The following is an 11,244-nucleotide window of genomic DNA, read 5'->3' on the forward strand; positions in this document are numbered from 1 at the left end:
CGGCCCGGACGCGCGCCAGCCCGCACAAGCGGCTGCCCCTCGCCGCGCTGCACGACGCCTCGAACATGGCCGCAGCCGCGCCGACAGCCATGATCCTCGTCGCGTGTCGGACGCGCGTCGGTCACGGCGTCGGGATACGCCAAGCAGGATGATCCGGCCACGGGCGGCGCCGTCCTGATGCACGCGGTGCTTGCCCGCGCCGGCGGATGGATACCGGGCGCCGGATAGGGTAACGAACGCCCCGCATGTGATCCGACAGGGATGGCAGAACACAGGAGCGTGACATGAGCAGCTTGACCGAAGCTGAAGAAATTTCCGAAATCGCCTTTGGCTACATGGGATCGAAGGCCCTCTTCGCGGCGCTCGATTTCGGGGTCTTCACCTGCCTTTCGAGCGGGCCGCGCGACAGCGCCGCCATCGCCGAGGCGATCGGCCTGCCCGAGGAACGGGTGCTCACGCTCCTGACCGCGCTGACCGCGCTCGGCCTGACCGAGCGGCGGCAGGACGGTTTCGCGAACTCGCCCGCGGCCGAGGCCTTCCTCGTGCGCGGTGCGAAGCACGACTTCGGCGACTACCTGCGCCTGCAGGTGGGCCGGCAGATGTATCCCGTCATGGACCAGATCGGCGACGCGCTGGCCGGGCGTCTCTCGGACGACGCGATCGGCTCCTACGCCGCGTGGTTCGACGACCCGGAAGAGGCGCGCCTCTATTCCGAGAGCCAGCACGCGGGCTCGCTCGGGCCGGCGCGGGGCCTGTCCAAGCGGGTCGACCTGAGCGACGCGCGCAGCCTTCTGGACGTGGGCGGGGGAACGGGCGCCTTCGCGATCACGCTCTGCCGGGCGAACCCGGAACTGCGCGCGACGGTGGTGGACTTCCCGAACGTCGCGGCCCTCGGCAAGGCCTATGTCGCGGACGCCGGGCTCGCCGACCGGATCACCTACCGCGAGGGCGACGCGCTCGCGGCCGAGTGGCCGTCTGAGCAGGATGTCGTCCTGATGTCCTACCTGCTGTCGGGGCTGCCCGATCACACGCACGAAAACCTGCTGCGCCGCGCGTTCGACCACCTCGCACCCGGTGGGCGGCTTCTCGTTCACGACTTCATCGTCGACGAGGATCGCTCGGGACCGAAGAACACGGCGCTCTGGCAGCTTCAGCACACCGCCTTCACGCCGGAGGCGCGCTCGCTGTCCGACGGATGGCTCGCCGAGCGGCTGCGGGACGCCGGCTTCGAGCATGCGGACGTGGTGCCGCTCATTCCGGGAATGACGAAGCTGGCGACCGGGCGCCGGCCGTCGTGATCCCGGCGCCCCGGCCTGCGGGCCGGGGCGCATCCGCACCGCGGGGGGCTGCCTGTCCGGGCGCGCGGCCCCCGCAATGCGTGCCGCACGGCGGCGCGAGAGACCGGGCGCGCACGACACGACGCGCTCACCTGCCTTGCCGCGCATCGATTCGCCGTTCGGGAAAGCCTTCTCACCGCTGCGCCCGAAGACCTTCGGGCGCCCAAGCTGCACGCGCCGCGCGCCCGTCGCTCATCCGCGGCGCTCGCCGCGCGGGTCGAGGAGACGGGCGAGAATGCTCTCGGCGCTGACGCGCCCGATCACGCGGCCGTCCCGCGCCACGGGCACCGGCCCGCCCGCGCGCTGCACCGCCTCCATCGCCGCGCGCACGGGCGCATCGGAGGCAACTGCGTCGCCCTCGGGCGTGCCGCCTGCGGGCTCCATCACGTCCTCGGCCGAGAGCACCCCGAGCGGGTTCATGTGCGCCACGAAATCGGCGACGTAGTCGGTGCGCGGGTTGGTGAAGATATCCTGCGGCGGACCGGCCTGCACGACGCGGCCGCCCTCCATGATCGCGATGTGATCGCCGAGCTTGAAGGCCTCGTCCAGGTCGTGGGAGACGAAGACGATCGTGCGCCTGAGCCGCGCCTGAAGCTCGAGGAGCTCGTCCTGCAGCCGCGTGCGGATCAGCGGGTCGAGCGCCGAGAAGGGCTCGTCCATCAAGAGGATCGGCGCATCGGTGGCGAAGGCGCGGGCAAGGCCCACGCGCTGCTGCATGCCGCCCGAAAGCTCGGCCACGCGCCGTTCGCCCCAGTCGGCGAGCCCGACGAGTTCGAGCTGGCGATCGACGCGCGCGCGGCACTCGGCGCGCGGCAGGCCGGCGAGTTCGAGGCCGAGGCCGACGTTCTCGCGTACCGTGCGCCACGGCAGCAGGCCGAACTGCTGAAACACCATGGCGATGTGGCGCTGGCGCATCCGGCGCAGCGTCGCGGCGTCGGCGGCGGTGATATCGACCATGCCCTTGCCGTCGCTGACGCGGACCGTGCCCCGCGTCACCGGGTTCAGCCCGTTGACCGCGCGCAGGAGCGTCGACTTTCCCGAGCCCGAGAGCCCCATGAGCACGAGGATCTTTCCCTCGTCCACGGCGAGCGAGCAGTCGTGCACGCCGAGGACCTGCCCCGTCTCGGCCTGGATCTCGCCGCGCGCGCGGCCGGCGTCCATCAGCGGCAGGGCACGTTCGGGCGCCGTGCCGAAGACGATCGAGACCCGGTCGAACTCCACCGCGCGGGTCATTTCCGGTCCGCCCGGAGCATCCGGTCGAGCACGATGGCGACGACCACGATGATGAAGCCCGACTCGAACCCGAGCGAGGTGTTGACCTGGTTGAGCGCACGGACCACCGGCACGCCGAGCCCGTCGGCCCCCACCAGCGCCGCGATCACCACCATCGAGAGCGAGAGCATGATGGTCTGGTTGAGCCCGGCCATGATCTGCGGCAGCGCGTAGGGAAGCTCGACCTTCCAGAGCGTCTGGCGCGGCGAGGCGCCGAACGCCTCCGCCGCCTCCAGAAGCGGCTTCGGGGTCGAGGAGACGCCCAGATGCGTGAGCCGGATCGGCGCGGGCAGCACGAAGATCACCGTGGCGATCAGCCCCGGCACCATGCCGATGCCGAAGAAGACGATGGCCGGGATCAGGTAGACGAAGGGCGGCAGCGTCTGCATCAGGTCGAGCACCGGGCGCATCCCGGCATAGAGCCGCGGGCGGTGCGCCGCCGCGATGCCGATGGGCACGCCCGCGGCCATGCAGACGAGACAGGCCGAGAGGACGAGCGTGACGCTTTCCAGCGTCTCCTCCCAGTAGCCCTGATTGAGGATGAAGAGAAAGCCGAGCGCGACGGCGCCCGCGACCTTCCAGCTGCGCTGCAGCGCGTAGGTGAGGGCGACGAAGACCGCCACCACGATCAGCGGATGCGGCGACGTCAGCACCCAGAGGATCGCCTCGATCAGCGCGTCGAGCGCGTCGGCGAGCCCGTCGAAGAACCAGCCGCCATTGGCCTGCAGCCAGTCGAAGAAATCGCCCGCGGCCTTGCCCACGGGGATCTTGTTGTCCGTCAGCCAGTCCACGGGCCGCCTCCGGGGTTCGGGTCACTCCGAGCACGGGCGGCCGCGCGGGCCGCCCGCGGCGCGGGGCTCAGAGGCCCAGGTCGGCGCGCAGCGCCTCCGCGGCGTCGCCGCCGTCGCGCGTCTCGACGCCGTCGACCCAGCCCATGACGAGATCCGGGTTCGCGGCCATCCAGGTGCGGGCGGCCTCGGCCGGTTCGGCGCCGTCGTCGAGGATCGCGCCCATGATCTCGTTTTCCATGGTCAGCGAGAACTCGAGGTTCTCGAGGAAGCGGCCGACGTTCGGGCACTCGTCGACGTAGCCCGCGCGCACGTTGGTGTAGACCGTCGCCCCGCCGAGGTTCGGGCCGAACCAGTCGTCCCCGCCGGTGAGATAGGTGAGGTCGAAATTCGCGTTCATCGGGTGCGGTTCCCAGCCCAGGAACACGATCGGCTCGTCCGAATTGGAGGCGCGGCGGACCTGCGCGAGCATCCCCTGCTCGGAGCTTTCCACGATGTCGAAGTCGCCGAGGCCGAAGGCGTCCTCTTCGATCATCTCCATGATGAGGCGGTTGCCGTCGTTGCCGGGCTCGATGCCGTAGATCTCGCCATCCAGCGCCTCGGCATGTTCGGCGATGGCGCCGAAGCTGTCGATGCCAAGCGCCGCACCGGCGGCATTGGTGGCGAGCGTGTACTTCGCGCCCTCGAGGTTGGCGCGCACGGTCTCGACGCTGCCGTCCTCGCGGTAGGGGGCGATGTCGTTCTCCATCGTCGGCATCCAGTTGCCGAGGAAGACGTCCACGTCGCCTTCGCTGAGCGAGATGTAGGTGACCGGCACCGAGAGCACCTTGATGTCGGTGTCGTAGCCCAGCGCCCCGAGAACCTCGGTCGTCGCGGCGGTGGTGGCGGTGATGTCGGTCCAGCCGACGTCCGAGAAGACGACGGTCTCGCACTCGGCCAGCGCCGGTCCGGCGGCGGCCGTGACGGCGAGGGCGGAAAGGGTCGTTCGCAGGGTCATGTTCGCATCTCCCGTTACGTCTGCTTCTGGTCTTGTTTTTCTTGATTGACGGATCAATAGAAAACCAAATAGCCTGACATTGCAACCATCGAAAACCTCACCGGAGACCGGATGCCCCGGATCGGCATGCAGCCCATCCGCCGCAAGGCGCTGATCGAGGCGACGATCGACGAGATCGGCGCGCGCGGCTCGCTCGACGTGACCGTGGCCCGGATCGCGCGGCGGGCGGGTGTGTCCAGTGCCCTCGCACACCACTACTTCGGCAACAAGGAACAGATCTTCCTCGCCGCGATGCGCCAGACGCTCAGCGAGTACGGCGCCGAAGTGCGCGCGGGGCTGAAGGCCGCCCGCACGCCGCGCGAGCGGGTCGAGGCGATCGTGCGCGCGGGCTTCTCCGAGGGGCACTTTCGCTCCGCGGTGCTCGCCGCGTGGCTCAACTTCTACGTCCTCGCCCGCACCTCGCGTCAGGCCGAGCGGCTGCTCGTCGTCTATCACCGCCGCATCGTGGCGAACCTTGCGCAGGCGCTCCGCCCGCTCGCGGGCACCGCGGCGTCCGACATCGCCGAGACGCTCGCGGCGGTGATCGACGGCGTCTACCTGCGCGAGGGGCTCGGACAGGGCACGCCGGACGGCGCGGCGGCGGCGCGGCGGGTGCTCGCCGTGCTCGACGCCGAGCTCACGGCCCGGGGCGGACCGGGGACCCAGGACAAGGACCGGACCGAGACATGACAGAGACCATCCAGCCCGCGGCGAGCCACCATGTCGCCGGCGCGCCGCTCGAAGACACCGCCGGCGCCGAGATGACCGTGATCCACCCCGCCGACGGGCGCGTGATCGCCACCCTTCACGCCGCCACGCCCGCGGTGATCGACCGCGCGCTCGAGAGCGCGCGCGCCGCGCAGGCGGACTGGGCCGCGCTCGGCGGCACGGAGCGCGGGCGCGTCCTGCGCCGCGCCGCCGACATCATGCGCGACCGCAACCGCGCCCTCAGCGAGCTCGAGACGCTCGACACCGGCAAGCCGCTGCAGGAGACGCTCGTCGCCGACGCCACCAGCGGGGCGGACGCGCTGGAGTATTTCGGCGGCCTCGCCGCCACGCTCGCGGGGCAGCACATCCCGCTCAATGGGGGCGACTGGGCCTATACGGTGCGCGAGCCGCTGGGCGTCTGCGCCGGGATCGGGGCGTGGAACTACCCCACGCAGATCGCCTGCTGGAAAGCCGCGCCGGCGCTCGCCTGCGGCAACGCGATGGTCTTCAAGCCCTCCGAGGAGACACCCCTCTGCGCGCTCAAGGTCGCCGAGATCCTGATCGAGGCCGGCGCGCCGCCGGGGCTTTTCAACGTCGTGCAGGGCGCGGGCGAGGTCGGCCACGCGCTGGCCACCGATCCGCGCGTCGCCAAGGTCTCGCTGACCGGCTCGGTGCCCACCGGGCGCAAGGTCTACGCGGCCGCCGCCGAGGGTGTGAAGCACGTCACCATGGAACTCGGCGGCAAGTCGCCGCTGATCGTCTTCGACGACGCCGAGATCGAGGATGCGGTCGGCGGCGCGATCCTCGGCAATTTCTACTCCACGGGTCAGATCTGTTCGAACGGCACGCGGGTCTTCCTGCACCGGGCGATCCGCGACCGCTTCCTCGACCGGCTGTGCGCCCGGCTCGAGGGCGTGCGCACGGGCGATCCGCTCGACGAGGCCGTGAACTACGGGCCGATGATCAGCGCGCGCCAGCTGGAGATCGTGCAGGGCTACATCGCCCGTGGCCTCGAGGAGGGCGCGCGCCTCGTCACCGGCGCCCGGCGGCTCCAGCGCGAGGGGTTCTGGCTCGAACCCACCGTCTTCGCCGATGTCACCGACGACATGACCATCGCGCGGGAGGAGATCTTCGGCCCGGTGATGAGCGTGCTCGACTTCGACGACGAGGAGGAAGTGATCGCCCGCGCCAACGCCACCGCCTACGGGCTCTCCGCCGGGGTCTTCACCCGCGACCTGGCGCGCGCGCACCGGGTGATCGGCCGGCTCGAGGCGGGCACCTGCTACGTCAATTCGTACAACGACGCGCCCGTGGAGATGCCCTTCGGCGGCGTGAAGGCCTCGGGCGTCGGGCGCGAGAACGGCGCGGCGGCGGTCGAACACTACTCGCAGCTCAAGTCGGTCTACGTCCGAATGGGCGCGGTCGAGGCCCCCTACTGAGGCGGCCCCTCAGCCGGAGACAGCAATGAACGCGGATTTCGTCATCGTCGGCGCCGGCAGCGCCGGGTGTGCCATGGCCGACCGCCTGAGCGCGGCGGGCCGCTCGGTCATCGTGATCGAATACGGCGGCTCGGACGCCGGCCCCTTCATCCAGATGCCGGGGGCGCTTTCCTACCCGATGAACATGGCGCGCTACGACTGGGGCTATGCGACCGAACCGGAACCGCACCTCGGCGGGCGGCGCCTCGCCTGTCCGCGCGGCAAGGTGATCGGCGGCTCCTCCTCGATCAACGGCATGGTCTACGTGCGCGGCCACGCGCATGATTACGACCACTGGGCCGAACAGGGCGCGACCGGCTGGGCCTTCGCCGACGTGCTGCCCTACTTCAAGCGGATGGAGTGCTGGAACCCGGGCGGCCACGGCGGCGATCCGGCGTGGCGCGGATCGGACGGGCCGCTCCACGTCAGCCGCGGGCGGCGCGACAACCCGCTCGTCAGCGCCTTCGTGGAGGCCGGGCGGCAGGCGGGCTACGAGACGACGGACGACTACAACGGCGAGAAGCAGGAAGGCTTCGGCCCGATGGAGATGACCGTCCACCGCGGGCGCCGCTGGTCGGCGGCCAACGCCTACCTGAAGCCCGCGCTGAAGCGCGAGACCTGCACCCTGGTGCGCGGCCTCGCCCGCCGGGTGGTGATCGAGAACGGCCGCGCGACCGGTGTCGAGATCACCCGCCGCGGGCGCACCGAGGTGATCCGCGCGCACCGCGAGGTGGTGCTCGCCGCCTCCTCGATCAACTCGCCCAAGCTTCTGATGCTCTCGGGGATAGGCCCGGCCGCGCACCTGCGCGACCACGGCATCGCGGTGGTGGCGGACCGCCCCGGCGTCGGGCACAACCTTCAGGACCACCTGGAGCTCTACGTGCAGATGGCCGCGCGGGCGCCGGTGAGCCTCTACCGCTACTGGAACCTCCTCGGGAAGGCCTATGTCGGCGCGCGCTGGCTGCTGACGCGCACGGGACCGGGCGCCTCCAACCAGTTCGAGAGCGCGGCCTTCATCCGCAGCGCGGCGGGGGTCGACTACCCGGATATCCAGTTCCACTTCCTGCCCATCGCCGTGCGTTACGACGGCAGGGCCGCGGCGGAGGGCCACGGCTTTCAGGCGCATGTCGGGCCGATGCGCTCGCCCTCGCGGGGGGCGGTGACGCTGCGCTCGCCCGATCCGGCAGACGCGCCGCGCATCCGCTTCAATTACATGAGCCACGAGAAGGACTGGACCGATTTCCGCAGCTGCATCCGCCTCACGCGCGAGATCTTCGCGCAGCACGCGATGGCCCCCTTCGTCCGCCACGAGATCGCGCCCGGCGCGGCGGCACAGTCCGACGAGGCGCTCGATGCCTTCATCCGCGATCACGTCGAAAGCGCCTATCACCCCTGCGGCACCTGCCGGATGGGCCGCGCCTCGGACCCGGAGGCGGTGGTCGACCCGGAGTGCCGCGTGATCGGCGTGGAGGGGCTGCGGGTGGCCGACAGCTCGATCTTCCCGCGCATCCCGAACGGCAATCTGAACGGCCCCTCGATCCTCGTGGGCGAGAAGGCGAGCGACCACCTCCTCGGCCGCACGCCCCTCCCGCGCGAAAACGCGCAGCCCTGGGTGCACCCCGACTGGCGCAGCGCGCAACGCTGAGGAAGAGCGGCCCGGCCACCGCCTGTCCCGCGCCGCGAGGGCCCCGTCAGCGCCCGAGCCCGCAGCAGCAGGCCGACAGCGGATGCATGGCCCGCCCTGCGATCCGGCAGTGCGGGGTCACGCCCGGACGGCGCCACCCGACAGCGGTGTCCGGCCCCGCGGAACGCCGTTGCGCCTCACCAGCGCCCCGAGGCCGCGGCGATGAGCGCAAGCCGCTCGCGCAGCGGATTGGGCGCGAGCCGCCCCTCCGCCACGCGGGCAGGCTCGGCCGCCGCACGCGCAAGCATCGCGGCGCTGCCCGCCACGTCGATCAGCGCAGGCCGCGCCTCGCGCGAGACCTCGGCCCGCCGGCGCCGCGCCTGGCCGAGCCGGCCGAGCCCCTCCCGCGCGAGGCGCGCCACGGCCGCCTCCCGGCCATCGGGCAGCGGCAGCCGGCCCCGCGCCTCCAGCTCGGGCACCGCGCGCAACCACGCCGCGAGACCTTGTGCCTGCCCGGCCGCGCGCACGACCTCCTCCCCGGCCTCGCCCAGGCTGCGCGCCGCGACCCAGTGCAGCGTCCCGGCGGTCGCGTCGAGATAGCGCCAGAGCGCTGCCTCGTCGCCGAAGGGCGCGCGCTCCAGATCAACGCGCCGCGCCGCGACCAGCGTGTCGAGAAGGCGCGCGCCCTCCGCGTCCAGCACCTGCGCGAGCGGCAGCACCACCTCGTGGCGGCGCGCGGGCTGGCCTTCCGCGATCTCCTCCAGCGCCTCGCGCCACCACTGCAGGCGGATCTCGGCGAGCATCGGCTCCGAGACGACCCAGGGCGCGCGCGCCACCTCGAGGTTGAAGGCGTAGAGCGGAAAGAGCACCGATCGCGCGGGCGGCGGCGCGGCCATCGCCGCGCGGAAGCGGTCGGTGTCCCCGCGGCGCACCAGGTCGGCGCAGGCGGCCAGATCGTCGCGCCCCGCCATGCCCCTCAGCCCGCGATCCGCAGGCCGGCGATGCCGGCGAGGATGAGCCCCACGCTCGCGATCCTGAGCGGCGTCAGCGCCTCGCCGAGCCAGAGGGCGCCCACGAGCACCGCGCCCACCGCGCCGATGCCCACCCAGACCGGGTAGGCCGTGCCGAGGTCGATCCCGCGCATCGCGTAGGCCAGCAGCCAGAAGCCCGCCACCATCGCCGGGATCATCACCGCGATCCAGCCGGGCCGCGTCAGCCCGTCCGAGAGCTTGAGCGCCGTGGACCAGACGACCTCCAGCCCCCCGGAGACGATCAGCGCGAGCCATGCCATCTGCGCCCCTCCTTTCCCCTTAGATAGCGCGCCGCCCCGGAGACGACACCCGCCGTCAGGCCGGCGCCGGCGCGTCGCGCAGGAGTTTCCACGTGATCGCGTCCAGCAGCGCCTCGAAGCTCGCGTCCACGATATTGGCCGAGACGCCGACGGTGGACCAGCGCCGCCCCTGCCCGTCCTCGCTGTCGATCATCACGCGGGTGACCGCCTCGGTGCCCCCTTGCGTGACCCGCACCTTGAAATCGACGAGCCGCATGTCGTCGATCGCCGACTGCCAGGGCCCGAGATCCTTGGCCAGCGCCTTGGCGAGCGCGTTCACCGGGCCGCGGTCGCCGCCCTCGGCGTCCATCGACTCGCTCACCGAGAGCGTCTTCTCGCCGCCCACCTTCACCACGACCACGGCCTCCGACAGGCTCACCATGCGGTCGTACTTGTTCTTGCGCCGCTCCACGGTGACCTTGTAGCGCTTCACCTCGAAGAAGTCGGGCAGCCGGCCGAGCGCGCGCCGCGCGAGCACCTCGAAGCTCGCCTGCGCCGTGTCGTAGGAGTAGCCCTCCGCCTCGCGCGCCTTCACCTCTTCCAGGATGCGCGGCAGCGCGGGATCGTCGCGCGCGACCGTTAGCCCCGCCTCCGTGAGCCGCCCGCGCAGGTTCGACAGCCCCGCCTGATTCGACATCGGCACCACGCGGGCGTTGCCCACGCGCGCCGGATCGACGTGTTCGTAGGTTGCGGGGTCCTTCAGGATCGCGCTGGCGTGCAGCCCCGCCTTGTGCGCGAAGGCCGAGGCGCCGACATAGGCGGCCTGCCGGCGCGGCACGCGGTTCAGCGTCTCGTCGAGCATCCGGCTCGTCCGCGTGAGGCCCTCGAGGGCCGCCGCGCTCACCCCGGTCTCGAACCGGTCGCGCCACGGCGCCTTCAGCGCCAGCGTCGGGATCAGAGCGGTCAGGTTGGCGTTGCCGCAGCGCTCGCCGAGCCCGTTGAGCGTGCCCTGCACCTGCCGCACGCCCGCCTCCACCGCGGCGAGGCTGCCGGCGACCGCCGTCTCGGTGTCGTCATGGGTGTGGATGCCGAGCCGCTCCCCCGGCAGCCCCCCCGCGATCACCGCCTCGACCGCCCGCGCGATGCCGCCGGGCAGCGTGCCGCCATTCGTGTCGCAGAGCACGACCCAGCGCGCGCCCGCGTCGAGCGCCGCCGCGAGGCAGGCGCGCGCATAGCCGGGATCGCGCGCATGCCCGTCGAAGAAATGCTCCGCGTCGAAGACCGCCTCGCGCCCCTCGGCCACCACATGCGCGACCGAGCGGCGGATGTTGTCGAGGTTCTCCTCGCGCGTGATGCCGAGCGCGCGCTCGACGTGATAGGGATGCGCCTTGCCCACGAGGCAGACCGTCCCGGTGCCCGCGTTCAGCACGCCCGCGAGCACGTCGTCGTTCTCCGCCGAGCGGCCAGCGCGCTTCGTCATGCCGAAGGCCGTCATGCGCGCCCGCGTCGCGGGCGCCGCCGCGAAAAAGGCGCTGTCGGTCGGGTTGGCCCCCGGCCAGCCCCCCTCGATGTAATCGACCCCGAGCGCGTCGAGCGCCTCCGCGATCCGCACCTTCTCGTCGACCGAGAACTGCACGCCCTGCGTCTGCTGCCCGTCCCGGAGCGTCGTGTCGTAGAGGCAAAGCCGCTCGCGCATCACCACGCCGCGGGCCGGGCGGCCCCCACCCTATC

The 11,244-nt window shown here is 72.0% G+C and carries 10 protein-coding genes; 4 read left to right on the top strand and 6 right to left on the bottom strand.

What is annotated here, in order from left to right:
• Nucleotides 1–284 precede the first annotated feature (284 nt).
• Nucleotides 285–1,298: a methyltransferase gene (locus tag ACESL7_RS07650; RefSeq protein ID WP_372892721.1), complete on the top strand. Its 1,014-nt coding sequence runs from the start codon at nucleotides 285–287 to the stop codon at nucleotides 1,296–1,298.
• 231 nt (nucleotides 1,299–1,529) lie between these two features.
• Here ACESL7_RS07650 and choV read toward each other — a convergent pair whose 3' ends face one another.
• The 3 genes from choV to choX form a co-directional block, all read right to left on the bottom strand.
• Complete coding sequence (gene choV / locus ACESL7_RS07655; protein ID WP_372892722.1) at nucleotides 1,530–2,570, bottom strand: choline ABC transporter ATP-binding protein; 1,041 nt, start codon at nucleotides 2,568–2,570, stop codon at nucleotides 1,530–1,532.
• Nucleotides 2,567–3,400 carry a choline ABC transporter permease subunit gene (gene choW, locus ACESL7_RS07660; RefSeq protein WP_372892723.1) on the bottom strand — a complete coding sequence of 278 codons (834 nt, stop codon included), beginning with the start codon at nucleotides 3,398–3,400 and terminating at the stop codon, nucleotides 2,567–2,569. The genes choV and choW overlap by 4 nt, the downstream gene beginning before the upstream one ends.
• A gap of 67 nt (nucleotides 3,401–3,467) precedes the next feature.
• Nucleotides 3,468–4,394: a choline ABC transporter substrate-binding protein gene (gene choX, locus ACESL7_RS07665; RefSeq protein WP_372892724.1), complete on the bottom strand. Its 927-nt coding sequence runs from the start codon at nucleotides 4,392–4,394 to the stop codon at nucleotides 3,468–3,470.
• A gap of 111 nt (nucleotides 4,395–4,505) precedes the next feature.
• Here choX and betI point away from each other — a divergent pair, with 111 nt between their 5' ends.
• The 3 genes from betI to betA are packed head-to-tail and all read left to right on the top strand — an operon-like array spanning nucleotide 4,506 to nucleotide 8,264.
• Complete coding sequence (gene betI / locus ACESL7_RS07670) at nucleotides 4,506–5,123, top strand: choline-binding transcriptional repressor BetI (RefSeq protein ID WP_372892725.1); 618 nt, start codon at nucleotides 4,506–4,508, stop codon at nucleotides 5,121–5,123.
• Complete coding sequence (gene betB / locus ACESL7_RS07675) at nucleotides 5,120–6,580, top strand: betaine-aldehyde dehydrogenase (RefSeq protein ID WP_372892726.1); 1,461 nt, start codon at nucleotides 5,120–5,122, stop codon at nucleotides 6,578–6,580. Before betI ends, betB begins: the two co-directional genes overlap by 4 nt.
• A 25-nt stretch (nucleotides 6,581–6,605) precedes the next feature.
• Entirely contained in the window at nucleotides 6,606–8,264 is a 1,659-nt protein-coding gene (gene betA, locus ACESL7_RS07680; RefSeq protein WP_372892727.1) for a choline dehydrogenase, read from the top strand.
• A gap of 176 nt (nucleotides 8,265–8,440) precedes the next feature.
• Here the strand turns inward: betA and ACESL7_RS07685 are convergent, their stop codons facing one another.
• From ACESL7_RS07685 to cimA, 3 genes are read right to left on the bottom strand one after another with little or no spacing between them, the layout of a single operon-like run.
• Nucleotides 8,441–9,214, bottom strand: a complete 774-nt coding sequence (locus tag ACESL7_RS07685; protein WP_372892728.1) for a squalene/phytoene synthase family protein — start codon at nucleotides 9,212–9,214, stop codon at nucleotides 8,441–8,443.
• Between the two features lie 5 nt (nucleotides 9,215–9,219).
• Nucleotides 9,220–9,534 (bottom strand): DMT family transporter, encoded by a 315-nt coding sequence (locus tag ACESL7_RS07690; protein WP_372892729.1) that lies wholly within the window; start codon nucleotides 9,532–9,534, stop codon nucleotides 9,220–9,222.
• A gap of 55 nt (nucleotides 9,535–9,589) precedes the next feature.
• Nucleotides 9,590–11,212 (bottom strand): citramalate synthase, encoded by a 1,623-nt coding sequence (cimA, locus tag ACESL7_RS07695; protein ID WP_372892730.1) that lies wholly within the window; start codon nucleotides 11,210–11,212, stop codon nucleotides 9,590–9,592.
• Nucleotides 11,213–11,244: the final 32 nt, after the last annotated feature.

This window comes from Rhodosalinus sp. (assembly GCF_041685465.1).
Classification (GTDB): Bacteria; Pseudomonadota; Alphaproteobacteria; order Rhodobacterales; family Rhodobacteraceae; genus Rhodosalinus.

What these genes read in the sequence shown, in the direction of transcription:
- betA (WP_372892727.1), top strand. Translation starts at nt 6,606, where the DNA reads ATGAACGCGGATTTCGTCATCGTCGGCGCCGGCAGCGCCGGGTGTGCC.
- ACESL7_RS07690 (WP_372892729.1), bottom strand. Translation starts at nt 9,534, where the DNA reads ATGGCATGGCTCGCGCTGATCGTCTCCGGGGGGCTGGAGGTCGTCTGG.
- ACESL7_RS07685 (WP_372892728.1), bottom strand. Translation starts at nt 9,214, where the DNA reads ATGGCGGGGCGCGACGATCTGGCCGCCTGCGCCGACCTGGTGCGCCGC.
- choX (WP_372892724.1), bottom strand. Translation starts at nt 4,394, where the DNA reads ATGACCCTGCGAACGACCCTTTCCGCCCTCGCCGTCACGGCCGCCGCC.
- betI (WP_372892725.1), top strand. Translation starts at nt 4,506, where the DNA reads ATGCCCCGGATCGGCATGCAGCCCATCCGCCGCAAGGCGCTGATCGAG.
- choV (WP_372892722.1), bottom strand. Translation starts at nt 2,570, where the DNA reads ATGACCCGCGCGGTGGAGTTCGACCGGGTCTCGATCGTCTTCGGCACG.
- betB (WP_372892726.1), top strand. Translation starts at nt 5,120, where the DNA reads ATGACAGAGACCATCCAGCCCGCGGCGAGCCACCATGTCGCCGGCGCG.
- ACESL7_RS07650 (WP_372892721.1), top strand. Translation starts at nt 285, where the DNA reads ATGAGCAGCTTGACCGAAGCTGAAGAAATTTCCGAAATCGCCTTTGGC.